We start from the raw sequence: 16,673 nt of genomic DNA on the forward strand, positions 1-16,673 counted from the left end.
CCCCGGCTCTCTTGGGGGAGAGAGCCGGGGCCGTCGTTTGCGCTGGTCAGAAGACCAACCCGTTACCGCCCCCTTTGGATCCACTGTTGGGGGACCGGGGAGGGGGGCGGTGATCAGGGGCCGCTCACGCGGCGGGCCTCCGGGGAGGCGGGGGCGTCAGACCATGTGGGGGTAGCCGTACTCGGTCGGCGGGACCAGCGTCTCCTTGATGGCGCGGGTCAGCGTCCAGCGCATCAGGTTCTGCGGGGCGCCGGCCTTGTCGTTCGTGCCCGAGGCACGGCCGCCGCCGAAGGGCTGCTGGCCGACGACGGCGCCGGTCGACTTGTCGTTGATGTAGAAGTTGCCCGCGGCGAAGCGGAGCTTCTCCATCGTGTACGCGGCCGCCGCGCGGTCACCGGAGATGACCGAGCCGGTGAGGGCGTAGTCCGAGACCGACTCCATCTGGGTCAGCATCGCGTCGTACCCGTCGGCAGCGCTGTCGTCGTACACGTGGATCGCCAGGATCGGGCCGAAGTACTCGGCCTTGAAGACCTCGTTCTCCGGGTCGGTGCAGGCGATGACGGTCGGGCGGACGAAGTAGCCCACCGAGTCGTCGTACGTGCCACCGGCGATGATCGTGCAGGTCGGGTCGGCCGCGGCACGGTCGATCGCGGCCTTGTTCTTGGCGAACGAGCGCTCGTCGATGACGGCGCCGATGAAGTTCGACAGGTCGGTGACGTCACCCATGGTGATGCCGTCGACCTCGGCCGCGAACTCCTCCTTGAAGCCGTCGTTCCAGATGGAGGCCGGAATGTAGGCGCGCGAGGACGCGGAGCACTTCTGGCCCTGGAACTCGAAGGAGCCACGGGTCAGCGCGGTCTTCAGGATGGCGCGGTCGGCGCTGGGGTGCGCGACGACGAAGTCCTTGCCGCCGGTCTCGCCGACGATCCGCGGGTACGAGCGGTACTTCTCGATGTTCGTGCCGACCGTCTTCCACAGGTGCTGGAAGGTCTTGGTCGAACCCGTGAAGTGGATGCCGGCCAGGTCGGGGTGGTTCAGGGCCACCTCGGAGACGGCGATGCCGTCGCCGGTCACCAGGTTGATGACGCCCTTCGGCAGGCCGGCCTCCTCCAGGAGCTCCATGAGGAGCACGGCGGAGTGGGTCTGCGTCGGGGACGGCTTCCAGACCACCACGTTGCCCATGAGGGCGGGGGCGGTGGGCAGGTTGCCCGCGATGGCGGTGAAGTTGAACGGCGTGATCGCGTAGACGAAGCCCTCGAGCGGGCGGTGGTCCAGACGGTTCCACACACCCGGGGAGTTCGCCGGCGGCTGCTCGGCCAGGATCTGGCGGGCGTACGCCACGTTGAAGCGCCAGAAGTCGACGAGCTCGCACGGGGTGTCGATCTCGGCCTGCTGGGCGGTCTTCGACTGGCCGAGCATGGTGGACGCGGCCAGCGTCTCGCGCCACGGGCCGGCGAGCAGCTCGGCGGCGCGCAGGATGATCGCGGCACGGTCGTCGAAGGCCATCGCGCGCCAGGCGGGGGCCGCGGCCAGGGCCGCGTCGACGGCGTCCTGGGCGTCCTGCGTGGTGGCGCCGCGGAAGGTGCCGATGACGGCCTTGTGGTTGTGCGGCTGGACGACCTTGAACTCCTCGCCGCCGCCGAGGCGCTTCACGCCGCCGATGGTCATCGGAAGCTCGCGCGGGTTCTCGGCCAGCTCCTTGAGCTTGGTCTCCAGACGGAGGCGCTCGGGGGAACCGGGGGCGTAGCTGTGCACCGGCTCGTTGACCGGAGCGGGGACCTGGGTGACAGCGTCCATAAGTCTCGATACTCCTTGTGAGAGGTGGGCTCAGCCCTTGGTGAGGATGGAGCGGACGAAGAAGAGGAGGTTGGCCGGCTTCTCCGCGAGGCGGCGCATGAAGTAGCCGTACCAGTCGGTGCCGTAGGCGGTGTACACGCGCATGCGGTGTCCCTCGGCGGCCAGCCGGTGCTGCTCCTCGCTGCGGATGCCGTACAGCATCTGGAACTCGTACTCGTCCAGCTTGCGCCCCGCACGGCGGGCGAGCTCCTGGCCGATGGAGATCAGGCGCGGGTCGTGGGAGCCGATCATCGGGTAGCCCTCGCCGTCCATCAGGATCTTCATGATCCGGACGTACGCCTTGTCGATCTCGGGCTTGTCCTGGATGGCGACGGACGCGGGCTCCTTGTAGGCGCCCTTCACGATCCGGACGCGGGAGCCGTTCGCGGCGAGGCGGCGGGCGTCGTCCTCGGTGCGGAAGAGGTAGGCCTGGATGACGCAGCCGGTCTGCGGGTGGGTCTTCCGCAGCTCCTCGTGGATGGCGAACATCGAGTCGAGGGTGGTGTGGTCCTCGGCGTCCAGGGTGACCGTGGTGCCGATCTCGGCGGCGGCCTCGACGACCGGCCGGACGTTCGCGAGGGCCAGCTCGTGGCCGTTCTCCAGCGACTGCCCGAACATCGACAGCTTGACGGACATCTCGGCGCGCTCGCCGAGGCCCAGCTCCTTGAGACGGCCGATGAGCTCCAGGTAGGCGTCCCGGGCGGCGTACGACTGCTCGACGGTGGTGATGTCCTCACCGACGACGTCGAGGGTGACCTCCAGGCCGCGGTCGCTCAGGTCCTGGACGATCGGGACGACGTCGCCGACCGACTCACCAGCGATGAAGCGGGCGACGACCTGCTTGGTCCCGGGGGCGGCCGACACGAGACGGCGCATCTTGTCGCTGCGCGACGCGGCGAGGATCACGGGACCCAGCACGGGGACCTCCAGAAGGACAGGGTGACGAAGGGTGCCGTACCCGATCTTCCGTAAGAAAACGGGAACAGCACGAAGAACCACCGTGAAACCTATGGATCGCTCCGATCGTCCGCCATCTACAGCTGTCACGCATCCGTGCACGGCATCTCATACATATGTCTGAGAGGGTGCGAGAATGGCGCTGTGAAGGGCGATTACCAAGAACTGGTGGACGAGATCTCCGCGCTGCTCGGCGCACCGGCGACGCTGGAGAACCGCGATTTCGGTCTGATCGCCTTCGGCGCCCACGACAGCGACGACGACACCGCCATGGACCCCGTCCGGACGCGTTCGATCCTGACCCGGAAGTCGACCCCGGCGGTCCGCGCCTGGTTCGAGGGCTTCGGCATCACCCGGGCGACCGGCCCGGTCCGCATCCCGGCCGCCCCGGACGCCGGTGTGTTCCGGGACCGCCTCTGCCTGCCCGTACGCCACCGGGGGGTCGTCCTCGGGTACGTCTGGCTGCTCGACGCCGAGCCCGGCCCCACGCCCGCCCGGCTCACGGCCGCGATGGAGGTCGCCACCCGGATCGGCGACCTCCTCGCCGACGAGGAGCGGGCGGACGCCGACCTCTCGCGCGAGTTCGCCGCGGCCCTGACCGCCGGGCGCGGCTGGCAGAGCGACATGTCCGTCGCGGCCCTCCGGGTGGCGCTCGGCCCCAGCGCGGACGGTCTGCACACCGTCGTCTGCGTGACCCCCTGGCAGGGCGACGCCCCCTCGATCCGTTCGGTCGCCGCCGCGGCCGCGGTCGCCGTCCTCCCCGAGGGCGAGTCCGGCGAGTCCGGCGAGTCCCTGGCCGTCCTCGTACGGCTGCGCACGCCCGAGGACCTCGCCCCCGCCCGCGCGGCCGCCGACCGGCTGCGCGCCGCCGCCCCGGCCGGCATCGCCACCCCCCGCCGGGGCCTCGCCGACCTCCCGGCGGCCTGGCGCGAGGCCAACACGGCGGCCCGCGCCGCCACCGCCCAGCCGACCCTCGGCCCGGTCGCGGAGTGGGCCGGGATCGGCCCGTACCGCCTGCTCGCGGCGCTCTACCACCCCGAGGTCGACCCCGTCGTCGCCCCGCTCGTCGCCCCCGCCCACGCCGAACTGGCCCGCACCGCCGAGGTGTTCCTCGACAACGCGGGCCAGGCGGGCCGCACGGCGGCGGCCCTGGGCATCCACCGCCAGACCCTCTACTACCGCCTGTCGCGGGTCGAGCAGCTCACCGGCCTCGACCTGGACGACGGCGAGGACCGCCTACTGCTCCACATGTCTTTGAAGTCGGCGCGGCTCTGAACGGATCCGTCAGGGACGCGCGCGGCGGCGCAGCTCCGGCTCCCCCAGCGCGGGCGGCACGTATCCGCCGTCCCGGGCCGACAGGTTCGTGCCCGGCGGCACGATCTTGTCGATCCGGTCGAGGACGTCCCTGCTCAGCCGGATCCGGTCGGCGCCGAGCTGCGCCTCCAGCTGCTCGAAGGTCCGCGGCCCGATGATCGCCGAGGTGACGGCGGGGTGTTCGAGGACGAAGGCGAGCGCGAGCTGGACGAGGCTCAGTCCGGCCTCGTCGGCGAGCTGGGCCAGCGCCTCGGCGGCGTCGAGCTTGGCCGCGTTCTCCGGGTCGGCGATGTCGAAGCGGGCGGCCTGGCGGTCGATCCGGCTGGACTGCGGCTGCTCCGCGCCCTTGCGGTAGCGGCCCGAGAGCCAGCCGCCCGCCAGCGGGCTCCAGGTGAGGACACCGAGGCCGTAGCGCTGGGCGACGGGCAGCACCTCGCGCTCGATGCCCCGGGCGAGCAGGGAGTACGGCGGCTGTTCGGCGACGACCCGCTCGCGGCCCCGGCGCTCGGCGATCCACTGGCCCTCGACGATGGCGGAGGGCTCGAAGGTGGACGTGCCGATGTAGCGGATCTTGCCCTGGCGGACGAGGTCGGTCAGGGCGCCGAGCGTCTCGTCGAAGTCGGTCTCCGGCTCGGGCCGGTGCACCTGGTAGAGGTCGATCCAGTCGGTGCCGAGGCGGCGCAGGCTGTTCTCGACCTCGCGGACGATCCAGCGCCGGCTGTTGCCGCGCTCGTTGGTGTCCTCGCCGAGGCTGCCGTGGAACTTGGTGGCCAGGACGACGTCGTCCCGGCGGCCGCCCGCGAGGGCCTTGCCGACGATCGTCTCCGACTCCCCCGCCGAGTACACGTCGGCGGTGTCGACGAAGTTGATGCCGGAGTCCAGGGCCCTGTGGATGATGCGGACGCTGTCGGCGTGGTCGGTGTTGCCGCGGGCGCCGAACATCATCGTGCCCAGGCACAGCGGGCTCACTCGGACGCCGGTGCGGCCCAGCAGGCGGTGTTCGGTGGTCATCGTGCACTCCCTTGTACGAGTCGGTCGTGGTGCTCCGCCGCCGCGGGGGCGGGCGGGGTGGTACGGGTGGTGGTGCCCTGCCGGTAGGCGTCCCAGAGGCGGCGGTACGGCCCCTGGCCCGCGAGGAGCTGGGCGTGCGTGCCGCTCTCCACGACGGTGCCGGCCTCCAGGACGACGACCCGGTCGGCCCGGGCGGCCGTGGTGAGCCGGTGCGCGACGACGAGCGTCGTACGCCGGCGGCTGAGCGCCTCGACGGCGGCGGCCACCCGCCGCTCGGTGGCGAGGTCCAGCGAGGCGGTCGCCTCGTCGAGGAGCAGGACGTCGGGGTCGACGAGTTCGGCCCTGGCGAGGGCGAGCAGCTGGCGCTGCCCGGCCGAGAGGCCGTGGCCCCGCTCCCCCACGGGGGTCAGATAGCCGGCCGGCAGGGCGGCCACCGTGTCGTGGGCGCCGACCGCCCGGGCGGCGGCCTCCACCTCGGCGTCGGTGGCGTCCGGGCGGCCGTAGGCGATGGCGTCGCGGACGGTGACGCCGAACAGGTGCGGTTCCTGCGGAACGATGCCGAGCCTGCGGCGGTACCCGGTCAGGTCGAGCTCGCGCAGGTCGTGCCCGTCCACCCGGACGGCTCCGGCCACCGGGTCGTAGAACCGGGCGAGGAGCTTGACGACGGTGGACTTGCCCGCGCCGGTGGTGCCCACGAGCGCGACGGTCTCGCCGGGCGCGACCCGCAGCCGGACGCCGTGGAGCACGTCGCGTTCCCGGCCGCCCGCGTAGTGGAACGACACGTCGTCGAACTCGATCTCGCCCCGCAGCGAGGTCACCCGGCGCGGTGCCGCCGCCAGGGGCGTGGCGACGGGGGTGCGCATCAGGGCGCGCAGCCGGCTCATTCCGACGACCGCCTGCTGATAGCCGTCGAAGACCTGGGAGAGCTGCTGGATGGGCGAGAAGAAGAGTTCGACGTACAGCAGGAAGGCGATCAGCGTCCCCGCCGTCAGTTCGCCGGAGCGCACCTGGCCCACGCCGACGGCGAGGACCGCGGCGGTGGAGAGCGTGCCGAGGAACTCCACGAAGGGGAAGAAGGTGCCCATGTAGCGCTGGGCGCGCAGCCGCGAGTCGCGGAACGACCAGGCGAGGGCGGCGAAGTGCGCGGCGTTGTGCCCCTCGCGCCGGAACGCCTGGGTGACGCGCAGCATGCCCACGTTCTCCTGGAGGCAGGCGTTGACCGTGCTGATCCGTTCCCGGGCCTCCAGGTAGGCGGGGACCGAGTAGTGCCGGAACACGGCGGTCGCGCCGATGAGCAGCGGCAGCGCGGCGAGCAGGACGAGCGCGAGGCCGGCGTCGATGGCGAGGAGCGCGGCCAGGACGCCGAGGACGGTGAGGAGGCTGACGACCGCGGTGATCAGCCCGGTCTGGAGGAAGGTGGACAGGGCGTCCACGTCCGTGGTCATCCGGGTCATGATGCGGCCGCCGAGCTCCCCCTCGTAGTAGTCGAGGCCGAGCCGCTGCAACTGGGCGTAGGTCTTGATCCGCAGGGTGTAGAGGAGCCGCTCGCCGGTGCGTCCGGTGGTGCGGACCTGGGCGACGCCGACGAGCCAGTTCAGCCCGACGACGAGGGCGGCCGTGGCCGAGGCCGCGAGGAGGACCCCCCGGGCCTGGTGGACGACGCCGCCGTCCACCCCGTGGCGTACGAGGACGGGCACGGCGATCTGCGCGAGGGCGTCCACGGCGACCAGGAGCAGTCCGGCGAGGAGCGACAGCCGGAACGGCTTCAGGAGGGTGCCGAGGTGGAACCGGGGGTCGGCGGAGACCGCCTGCTCCAGCGGCACCCGGGGGTCGTCCTCGGGCAGCGGGAGGCGTTCGAGGGCGGCGAGGAGTTCGGGGGTCGGCGGTGCGGAGCCGAGGACCCCGCCGCCCGGTCCGCCGCGGCCCGGCCCGGCGGTGGCCGCGGCCTCGGCGAGCGCGTTCGCGGCCCGTACGGCCGTGGCCTCGTCGTGGACGCGCCCGGACCCCGTGGGGCGCCGCCACAGCTCCGCGGTGACGCCCCGCGCCGGGGCCGGGGCCTCCTCCTGCCGTCCCTCCTCGCCGTCGGCGGCGAGCAGCGTGCGGAACAGGGCCGAGCGGGAGCGGAGTTCGTCCAGGGTGCCGGTGTCCACGATCCGGCCGCCGTCCATGAGCGCGATCCGGTCCGCCAGTTCCAGCGTCGACTCGCGGTGGGCGACGAGCACGGTGGTGCACCGGAGCCCGGCCTCGCGCAGGGACGCGTGGATGTCGGCCTCGACGCGGGCGTCGATCGCGGAGGTGGCGTCGTCGAGCACCAGGACCGCGGGCTCACCGAGCAGGGCCCGGGCGAGGGCGATCCGCTGACGCTGGCCGCCGGAGAGCGTCAGCCCCTGCTCCCCGACGAGGGTGTCGTAGCCGTCGGGCAGCCGCTCGACGAACTCGTCGGCGCACGCGAGACGGGCCGCCGCGCGGATCTCCTCGTCACCGGCGTCCGGACGGCCGTACGCGATGTTGGCCCGCACGGTGTCGGACAGCAGCAGGCTCTCCTCGAAGACGAAGCCGATACGGGAGCGCAGAGCGGCCAGGGTGAGGTCGCGGACGTCGTGCCCGCCGACCCGGACCGTGCCCGCCGCCGTGTCGTAGAAGCGGGGCAGCAGGGCGACGGCGGTGGACTTGCCGCAGCCCGCGGGGCCGATGAGCGCGAGGGTCTCCCCCGGGCGCACGTCCAGGCTGAAGCCGCGCAGCAGGGGCTCGCCGGCCCCGTGGGCGAACGTCACGTCGTCCCAGGCGAGCGCGGGGAGTCCGGTGGCCGTGCCGGGGGCGCCCGGGCCGGTCGTGGACGCGGCGGGCAGGTCCCGGGCGGTCGGCGGGTCGGTGATCGCCGGCTCCTCGTCGATCACCTCGAAGACTCGTTCCGCGCCCGCCCTCGCCTGCTGCCAGACGGTGAGCAGGGTCGCGACCTGGCGGACCGGGGTGACGAACGAGCCGAGGTACGCGGTGAAGGCCAGGAAGGTGCCCAGCGAGACCTGGCCGTCGAGCGCCAGCCAGCCGCCGAGGACGAGGACCGCCACCTGCCCGAGCGCGGGCACGGCCTGGAGGGCCGGGTTGTAGCGGCTGGTGAAGGCGACGACGCGCAGCCGCGAGGAGAACAGCCCCCGGACGCGGCGTTCGAGGCCCTCCAGTTCGCGCCGCTCCTGGCCGAAGCCCTTGACGACGCGGACACCGGTGACCGTGGACTCGACGGCGGAGGCGACCTCGGCCGCCTCCTGCTGGGCGTGCCAGTTGGCGGGGAAGAGGGTGCGCCGGCCGCGCAGCGCGATCAGCCACAGGAGCGGGCCGACGACCAGGGCGACGACGGTGAGCAGCGGCGAGAGCCAGGCCATGAAGACCAGCGAGACGCAGAACATCAGGGCGTTGCCGGTCATGTTGGGCAGGAACTGCAGCAGCGTCTGGATCAGGGTGATGTCGGAGATGGAGCGGCTCACCACCTGTCCGGTGCGCAGGTCGTCCTGTTGCGCGCCGTCGAGCCGCAGGAGCGCGGCGAAGGCGTCGTTGCGCAGGTCGTACTGGACCCCGAGGGAGAGCCGGCCGGAGCAGTAGCGGCGGACGAAGCTCCCGCCGAAGCGCACCGCGCCGATGCCGGTGAGCAGCAGGATCCAGGGGACGAGGGAGGTGGTGGTGGAGCCGGCGACGCCGTCGACGACGTGCCGCAGGACGAGGGGCAGCGAGGCGGTGGCGACGGCGGCAACGGCCGCGGCGCCGAAGGCGAGCAGGAGGTCGGTGCGGCGGCGGAGCGCGTACCCGCCGAGGCGGCGCGCCCAGCCGGGCCGCGCCGCCTCCGGGTGCCCCGTCCCGCCCGCCCCGGTGGGTGCGGACGGTGCGGCGGCCGGGGCGCCCTCGTGCGGGGGACAGTCGCTCACCGGGATTCGACCAGACCGATGCCCAGGTGACCGCCGGGCGCCTCGGCGGCCTCGCTTCCGGCGGCCTCGCTCCCGGCGCCGTCGCTCCCGGCGCCGTCGAACAGCCGGTTGGCGGGCCGCGGAAGGCCGTAGTGGTCCCGCAGGGTGGTGCCGGTGTACTCGGTGCGGAACAGGCCGCGCTCCTGGAGCAGCGGCACCACCCGGTCGACGAAGGCTTCGAGGCCCGAGGGCAGGACGGCCGGCATGATGTTGAAGCCGTCGGCCGCGCCGCTCACGTACCAGTGCTCGATGGTGTCGGCGATCTGCTCGGGCGTCCCGGCGAACGTCCGGTGTCCGCGGCCGCCCCCGAGGCGTCCGATCAGCTGGCGCACGGTGAGCCGTTCGCGACGGGCCAGTTCCACGATCAGCGTGTAGCGGCTCTTCGCGCCCTCGATGTCGTCCTCGGTCGGGATGTCCTCGGGCAGTTCGGCGTCCAGGTCGAGGTCCTCGGGCGCGATCTTCAGCCGCAGGGCCAGCTGGCGCTTGGCGTACTCCGGCACGATGAGCCGGTCGAGTTCGGCGTCCAGCTCGCGGGCCTCGGCCTCGGTGTCGCCGATGACGGGGACGATGCCGGGGAGGATCTTGATGCCGTCGGGGTCGCGGCCGAGCGCGAGCGCCCGCTGCTTGACGTCCTTGTAGAAGGCGATGCCCTCCTCCAGGGTCTGCTGGGCCGTGAACACCGCCTCCGCGTAGCGGGCGGCGAAGTCCTTGCCGTCCTCGCTCGACCCGGCCTGCACCAGGAGCGGGTAGCCCTGCGGGGAGCGCTCGACGTTCAGCGGCCCCTCCACCCGGAAGAACTCGCCGCGGTGGCCGATGGGCCGGACCCGGTCGGCGCGGGCGTGGATCCCGCCCTCCTTGTCCGCGACCACCGCGTCGTCGGCCCAGCTGTCCCACAGCTTGGTGGCCACGTCGACGAACTCGGCCGCACGCCGGTAGCGCTCGTGGTGGAGCGGGGTGTCGTCGAGGCCGAAGTTGCGGGCCGCGTCCGCTCCGGCGGTGGTGACGATGTTCCAGCCGGCCCTCCCGTTCGACACGTGGTCGAGCGAGTTGAAGCGGCGGGCCAGGTTGAAGGGCTCGTTGTAGCTGGTGGAGGCGGTCGCGATCAGCCCGATGTGCGAGGTGACGGCGGCCAGGGCGGTGAGGAGCACGGTCGGCTCCAGCTTGCTGACGGGCCGGCGCCCCGGGTCGCCCTGCTGGACGGGACTGTCGGCGAGGAAGACCGAGTCGAGCAGGCCGCGTTCGGCGATGCGGGCGAGGTTCTGGTAGTGCGCGATGCCGGTGCCGCCGTCGGCGGGGCTCTCGGGGAGGCGCCAGGCCGCCTCGTGGTGGCCGACCGACATGAGGAAGGCGTTGAGGTGGAGGGGCTTGCGGGCGGGGCGGTCAGACGTGTGCGGCATGGGGATGGTCCTCCGGACGGGGTGCGGGGGCGAGCGGTGCGGAGTGCACGCCGAGCGCGGCGAGCAGGGCGTCGCGGTACTGCTGGAAGCGCGGGTCGCGCCGGTCGCGGGGGGTGGGGAGGTCGATGGCGAGGTCGACGGAGATCTCCCCCTCGTCCAGGACGAGGACGCGGTCGGCGAGTTCGACGGCCTCGTCGACGTCGTGGGTGACGAGGAGGACCGCGGGGCGGTGGCGTTCGTACAGTTCGCGGAGCAGGTCGTGCATCTTGATCCGGGTCAGGGCGTCGAGCGCGCCGAACGGCTCGTCGGCGAGCAGCAGTTCGGGATCGCGGACGAGGGCGCGGGCGAGCGCGGCCCGCTGCTGTTCGCCGCCGGACAGCTCGTGCGGCCAGGACCGCTCGCGGCCGGCGAGACCCACCTCGGCGAGCGCGGTCAGACCACGTGCGCGGGCGCCGGGCCCGCGCAGCCCCAGGGTCACGTTGTCGAGGACCCGCAGCCACGGCAGCAGCCGGGAGTCCTGGAAGGAGAGCGAGACCCGCTCGGGGACGAGCAGTTCTCCCGAGCCCTCGACGTCGTGGTCGAGGCCTGCCACGGCGCGCAGGAGCGTGGACTTGCCGGAGCCGCTGCGGCCGAGGAGGGCGGTGAACTCCCCCGCCGCCAGCGCGAGATCGATCTCCTTGAGGACGACCCGGTCGCCGAAGCGGCGGACCAGGCGCCCGGCCCGTACGGCGGGCGGCGCGTCGGGGGCGCCGGCGCTGAAGGGCTGCCCGTCCGGCGCGGCCTCCGGCTCCCCCGGGCGCGGTGCGTGCTCCTGCGGTTCCCCGGGGCTCGGCGTGTGCTTCTCGGGCTCCCCCGGGCGCGGGGCGTCCTGCGGTTCCCCGGGGCTCGGGGTGTGCTCCTTGGTCAGCCCGCCAGCGTGCGTCGCCATGACAGGGCCCTCCTCTCGACGGCGCGGACAAGGGCGTCGGAGGCGAACCCGAAGGTGCCGTAGGCCACCAGGCCGACGATGATCACGTCCGACTGGGCGTACTGCTGGGCCTGGAACATCATGTAGCCGATGCCGCTGGTCGCGTTGACCTGCTCGACCACGATCAGCCCCAGCCAGGACGAGGTGACGCCGAGCCGGAGCCCCACGAAGAAGCCGGGCAGCGAGCCGGGCAGGACGACCTTGGTCAGGAACTGCCGGCGGCGCAGCTCCAGCACCTCGGCGAGCTCCACATGACGGCTGTCGATGCCGGTCAGCGAGGCGTACGTGTTGATGTAGACGATCACGGCGACACCGAGGGCGATGACGGTGATCTTCATCTGCTCGCCGATGCCGAGCCAGAGGATCAGCAGCGGCAGCATCGCGAGGGACGGAATGGCCCGCTTGATCTGGAGCGGCCCGTCGACGAGGTACTCGCCGGTGCGGCTGAGCCCGGCGACCACGGCGAGCAGCACACCCGAGGCGACCCCGAGCAGCAGACCGAGCCCGGCGCGCTGCAGGGAGACGAGCACATTGCCCTGGAGCCGCCCGTCGGCGATCAGCTCGACGGCCGTGGAGACGACGGCGCCGGGGCCGGAGAGGATGCGCGGGTCGAGATAGCCGGCCGCCGAGGCGGCCCACCAGAGGGCGACCACGAGCACGGGGCCGAGGAGCCGCCCGAAGGGTACGCTCCGGCCGGGACCGAGGCGCCGCCGCCGCTGGATGCCGGAGCGGGACACCGGGACGCCGGCCGGGGGCGCGGTGGCCTGCTTCCGGGCCTCGGGGTGCTTCGTGCCGTCCGGCTCCCGCGGCGGGGCCGGTACGCCCGCCGGGACGCGGGTGCGGACATCGGTCAGGGAGTCGCTCACGATCCCTCCCGGTACCGGGCGGGCACGGCCCCCGAGGCGAGGCCCTCGAAGCGCCGGTCGAACAGCGAGGCGGCGTCCACCTTCGGCACGAACCCGCCTTCGGCCAGCAGGTCGGCGGTCTCCTGCTCCCAGGCGATGGCCTTGTCCCAGGAGACGGGGAACTGCGGTGTGGCGAGGGAGGCGACGATGCGGCGGCCGTCGGCCTCCTTCACGCCCTGGTCCTTGACGTAGTAGGCGTCGATCCAGCGGTCGGTGTTCTCCCACGCCCACACCACGCCCTGCGCCCACAGCGGGACGAAGGCACGGACGGCGGCGGCCTTCGCCGGGTCGTTCAGCACCTCGATCGGGGCCCAGAGGACGGTCAGCAGGTCGATGACGTCGGTGGGCACCCGGCGGGCGCCGTCCCCGGCGTACTGGCTCAGGTACTTGGTGAGCGTCGGCTCGCCGAGCGGCGCCGCGTCGACCTGCCTGGACTGCAGCGCGGTGAGGAACTGGGTGCTCGGCAGTTCGACGAGATCGACGTCGCCGTTGGCTATCCCGGCCTGCTTCAGGGCCCGCAGGACGACCACGCCCTGCGCCTGCCCCTGCGAGAAGGCGATCTTCTTGCCCCGGAAGTCGGCGACGCTCCGGACGGCCGAGCCGGGCGCGGTGGCGAAGACGTACGAGGGCTGTCTGCGCACCTGTACGGCGACGATGCGGGACTCCACGCCGATGGCCTCGGCCTGGATCGGCGGAATTCCGGCATTGCTCGCCAGGTCGATGGAGCGCGCCCTGAATCCCTGGATGATGTCGGGTCCCGCGCTCAGGTTGGGCCACTCGGAGACGGTGAAGGGGAGTTTCTTTCCGATGCCTGATTCGGCGAATTGAATACGCGAACTGCGGACGGCGACGGTCAGCGAGGTACCGGCAGGCGGCGGCCCGGTGGGGAGTTCCTTCAGCGGTGCGGAATGGGCGGCGTTGCTGGCCTGGGGCGCGCATCCGGCGGCGGCGAGGACGGCGCCGGACGCGAGGGCGAGGAAGCCTCTCCGCCCGAGGGCGGGGGACGGTGGCGGGTGCGGGAAGGAGGGCATCAGGGGAGTTCCTGTCGGGGTGCGGTGCGCGGGCGAGGGGTCAGAGGGAGTGGTAGCCGCCGTCGTGGAAGAGCAGCGGGCGCCGGTCCGCGTCCTGCCAGGCGTCCACCACGCGGCCGATGACGATGCGGTGGTCGCCCGCGGGGACGAGCTGCTCGATGTCGACGCGCAGCCAGCCGGTGACGCCGTCGAGGACCGGGTCGCCCTGGTCGAGCCGCCGCCAGCCGGTGGGCCGGGCGAACCTGTCGATCCCGCTGGTGGCGAAGCGCCTGGCCAGGTCCTCCTGTTCGGCGCCGAGGAAGTTGACGACCGCGGACGTGGCGCGCCGGACGTGCGGCCAGGAGGAGGAGCCGGTCGCGATGCCGAAGGAGAGGAGCGGCGGTTCGAGGGAGAGCGAGGTGAGCGAGGTGGCGGTGAAGCCGACGGGGCCGGATCCGGCGTCCGCGGTGACGACCACGACGCCGGCCGGATAGGCGCGGAACGCCTGCTTGAAGAGGCCGGGTTCGAGACCGGCCGCGGGATGCGAGGACAAGGAGACGGACATGTTTCCCCCGGGCGACGGAGAAGGACGGACAGGGCGGAGGACGGCACGCCGAAGCCGGGCGGGGCGGTGTGCGGGCACGGCGACGGAAGGGCCGGAGCGTCACGCGCAGGGAAAAGGGCACGCGTGGAAAAGGAAAGCGGGACCGGGAGTCGGGAAAACCGCTCGGATCAACAGCAGCGGCAGGGACGACAGGAACGACGGACGCGTGCCGAATGCGGCACGTGGCGTCGGGTCCTCTGCGGGCTGCTCATGAATACATCTTCCCGTTCGCGATCCGAGCGGGTCAACAATGCAACTCTCTGAATTAAGTCGGTATTCGCCGGGGGTACGGACGGGCGTCCCCCGGCGTCAGGACACCGCGGGACGCCCGGCGTACGGGCTGGGTGCCGCCGCCGTCAGGACACCGCGGCGCGCCCGGCGTACGGGCTGGGTGCCGCCGCCGTCAGGACACCGCGGGCAGCGCCGGCCAGGGGCCGAGCGGATCGTCGTGCAGGGCGCCGAGGGCGACGGCCGTTCCCGCCACGGCCAGGACCCGGCCGGTGAAGCTGCTCGGCACGACGGAGCGCTCGGGGTCGTCGCAGACCAGCGACCGTTCGGCGGTGGTGGCGCGCAACTCGGCCAGGCAGGGCGCCAGTCGGCCGGCGCCCGGTTCGACCACGACGAGCACCTCGGGGTCGAACATGTCGAGGAGGACGGCCGCGGCCCGGCCGACGAACCGGGCCCGCCGACGGAACAGCGAGACCGCCACCTCGTCCCCGTCCACCGCCCGCCCCAACAGCTCGGGGAACGTCCCGGCGTACAGACCGCGCCGGGCGGCCCGGCGCAGCATCGCGGGCTCCGACACCTCGGACTGGAGGCAGCCGGGGACGCCGCACTCGCAGGTCGTGCCGGCGTCGCCCGTCCCCACCGGCAGGTGGGCGATGTTGCCCGCCCCGAACCTCGGCCCCTGGTGCACCGCGCCGGAGGAGACGAAGGCCGCGTCGACCACGTTGCCGACGAAGAGCACCACCGCGCTGGCCCGGGTCGAGGCGACGCCGACGAGCTGTTCGGCGCGGGCGAGGGCGCGGGCGTGACTGTCCACGTGGACGGGGAGCCCGGTGGCCTCCGCGAGCACCTCCCGCACCGGGACGTCCCGCCAGCCCAGCTGCGGATGGTGGACGACGACCCCGGCGGCCGGGTCGACCCAGTGGCCGGTGGCGACGCCGAGCGCGAGCGCGGTCCGGGCGGAGCCCTGGGCGGCGAGCATCCGGGGCAGCCCCTCGGCCACCCGGTCGAGCACCTCGGCGGGTTCGGTACTGGTGTGCGGGAGGCGCTCCTCGGCGACGAGGCGCCCCCGGAGGTCCATGAGGGCGAGCGTCGTGTGGGTGACGGCGACGTGCGCACCGGCGAGGAGATAGCGCGCGGTGTCGATCTCGACGGGGATGTGGGGGCGGCCTAGGCCTCGCGGGCCTGCCGTCTCCGGGCCCTCCTTGACGAGCCCCCGGCCGATCAGGGCGCCGCAGTGGCCGGTGACCGAGGCGGGCGAGAGACCGGTGAGGCGGGCGATCGTGCTGCGGGCGACCGGTCCGTGGTCGAGGATCGCCCCCAGGACGGCTCCGGTGCTGGCGGCGCGGCGCGGAGGGGCGGCCGCGGAGGGGATGTCGGCGCGGCGCAGGGGGACGGGGCGGGAGGAGGACATGCGCGTTCTGTCCACGGGGGCCTTCTTCGGGTCCGTTGCGGTGGTGCGTACCGCCGCCGCGCGGGGTGCGGCCGCCCGTTCCGCCGGGTGCGGCGGCGGGGAGGGACGGCGGACCGGAGGGGCCGGGCGGGCGGGGGCCGTTCCGGGGGCGGGCGGACGCGCGAAGCTCCCGGGCGGGAGCCGTTCTCGGCGGGCGCCGGCGGGCCGCGGGTCCGCTCCCCCCGGAAGGCGCTCTCAGGGGGTCAGGGGGCCGCGCGGTCTCCGCCGTACGCTCGCGGAGCTACGGACACGCGGCGGAGCACACACGCTTCAGGTCGACATGACCTCGTGTCGTGAGAAGCGCGGAACGGTGCATGGCGCGCAACATAGCCCGAGTGTCGCAAGACGGTCAATCGACGGCCCGCATGATGGACGGCGTCCGCCCGGAGCCTTCCCGGGCTCCCACCATCCCTGACGTGACGTCAGTTCTCCTCCCCCATGAGCACCTTGAGGCCCTCCGTGAGGTCGTCCGCCGTCGGCGCGGTGTCCGGGTCGACCATCCACTGGATCATCACGCCGGCCACCAGGGCCTGGCAGAGCAGTCCGGCCACCCTGGCCTTCTCCGGCTCCGCCTCCGGGTCGATGCCGAGGAAGCCCTCGGCCATGCCGAGCCGCCCCTCGCGCTGCGGCTCCTTGATCGCCTCGCGCAGCTTCTCGTCGTCGTCGAGCCGGGTGACGATCTCGGTCTGGAGCTTCCAGACGGGCCGGCTGGGCCCGGCCGCGGCGATGACCTGTTCCCAGACGGTGTGGAAGCGCTGGTACGGGTCGGCCGGCAGCTCCCGCTTCTCCTCGCCACTGCCCGCGGGGCCGACCGCCTCGCCCCACTCCTCGGTGACGGCGAGGAAGGCCTGCTGGAGCAGGGCCTCCTTGGAGCCGTAGTGGTAGCCGATGGAGGCGAGGTTGGTACCGGAGGCGGCGACGATGTCGCGGGCCGTGGTCCGCCCGTACCCCTTCTCCAGGAGGCAGCGCTTGGCGCCTTCGAGCAGGTCTTCCTTGTGTCCCATGACAGCACTGTACCCGGCCGGTAGACGCTTGTGT

12 protein-coding genes are annotated in these 16,673 nt (G+C 73.2%); 1 reads left to right on the forward strand and 11 read right to left on the reverse strand.

Translation table 11 applies throughout. The features are described from left to right. Positions 1-156: 156 nt before the first annotated feature. Positions 157-1,797, reverse strand: a complete 1,641-nt coding sequence (pruA, locus tag ACIP84_RS23665; RefSeq protein WP_401800054.1) for an L-glutamate gamma-semialdehyde dehydrogenase — start codon at positions 1,795-1,797, stop codon at positions 157-159. 30 nt (positions 1,798-1,827) lie between these two features. After that, positions 1,828-2,754, reverse strand: a complete 927-nt coding sequence (locus tag ACIP84_RS23670) for a proline dehydrogenase family protein (protein WP_355968689.1) — start codon at positions 2,752-2,754, stop codon at positions 1,828-1,830. 183 nt (positions 2,755-2,937) lie between these two features. Here ACIP84_RS23670 and ACIP84_RS23675 point away from each other — a divergent pair, with 183 nt between their 5' ends. Further along, complete coding sequence (locus tag ACIP84_RS23675; RefSeq protein WP_401800057.1) at positions 2,938-4,068, forward strand: PucR family transcriptional regulator; 1,131 nt, start codon at positions 2,938-2,940, stop codon at positions 4,066-4,068. A 9-nt stretch (positions 4,069-4,077) separates the two neighbouring features. Here the strand turns inward: ACIP84_RS23675 and ACIP84_RS23680 are convergent, their stop codons facing one another. The 9 genes from ACIP84_RS23680 to ACIP84_RS23720 all read right to left on the reverse strand — a co-directional run bounded on the left by ACIP84_RS23680 (position 4,078) and on the right by ACIP84_RS23720 (position 16,639). Continuing rightward, on the reverse strand, positions 4,078-5,118 hold the full coding sequence (locus ACIP84_RS23680) for an aldo/keto reductase (protein WP_401800058.1): 1,041 nt from the start codon (positions 5,116-5,118) through the stop codon (positions 4,078-4,080). After that, positions 5,115-9,035 carry an ABC transporter ATP-binding protein gene (locus ACIP84_RS23685; RefSeq protein ID WP_401800061.1) on the reverse strand — a complete coding sequence of 1,307 codons (3,921 nt, stop codon included), beginning with the start codon at positions 9,033-9,035 and terminating at the stop codon, positions 5,115-5,117. Before ACIP84_RS23685 ends, ACIP84_RS23680 begins: the two co-directional genes overlap by 4 nt. Next, positions 9,032-10,471 (reverse strand): LLM class flavin-dependent oxidoreductase, encoded by a 1,440-nt coding sequence (locus ACIP84_RS23690; protein WP_355968682.1) that lies wholly within the window; start codon positions 10,469-10,471, stop codon positions 9,032-9,034. The genes ACIP84_RS23685 and ACIP84_RS23690 overlap by 4 nt, the downstream gene beginning before the upstream one ends. After that, positions 10,455-11,399 (reverse strand): ABC transporter ATP-binding protein, encoded by a 945-nt coding sequence (locus ACIP84_RS23695; protein ID WP_401800064.1) that lies wholly within the window; start codon positions 11,397-11,399, stop codon positions 10,455-10,457. Before ACIP84_RS23695 ends, ACIP84_RS23690 begins: the two co-directional genes overlap by 17 nt. Beyond that, positions 11,375-12,175 carry an ABC transporter permease gene (locus tag ACIP84_RS23700; RefSeq protein ID WP_355968698.1) on the reverse strand — a complete coding sequence of 267 codons (801 nt, stop codon included), beginning with the start codon at positions 12,173-12,175 and terminating at the stop codon, positions 11,375-11,377. The genes ACIP84_RS23695 and ACIP84_RS23700 overlap by 25 nt, the downstream gene beginning before the upstream one ends. Positions 12,176-12,300: 125 nt before the next feature. Beyond that, positions 12,301-13,374 carry an ABC transporter substrate-binding protein gene (locus tag ACIP84_RS23705; RefSeq protein ID WP_401800067.1) on the reverse strand — a complete coding sequence of 358 codons (1,074 nt, stop codon included), beginning with the start codon at positions 13,372-13,374 and terminating at the stop codon, positions 12,301-12,303. Between the two features lie 40 nt (positions 13,375-13,414). Then, a complete protein-coding gene (locus ACIP84_RS23710; protein WP_401800069.1) occupies positions 13,415-13,918 on the reverse strand; it encodes a flavin reductase family protein in 504 nt (167 codons plus the stop codon). A 442-nt stretch (positions 13,919-14,360) separates the two neighbouring features. After that, complete coding sequence (locus ACIP84_RS23715; RefSeq protein WP_401800517.1) at positions 14,361-15,596, reverse strand: ROK family protein; 1,236 nt, start codon at positions 15,594-15,596, stop codon at positions 14,361-14,363. Between the two features lie 461 nt (positions 15,597-16,057). Beyond that, entirely contained in the window at positions 16,058-16,639 is a 582-nt protein-coding gene (locus ACIP84_RS23720; protein ID WP_401800070.1) for a TetR/AcrR family transcriptional regulator, read from the reverse strand. Positions 16,640-16,673 lie beyond the last annotated feature (34 nt).

The sequence above is a fragment of the Streptomyces sp. NPDC088707 genome, from assembly GCF_044752725.1.
GTDB lineage: Bacteria > Actinomycetota > Actinomycetes > Streptomycetales > Streptomycetaceae > Streptomyces.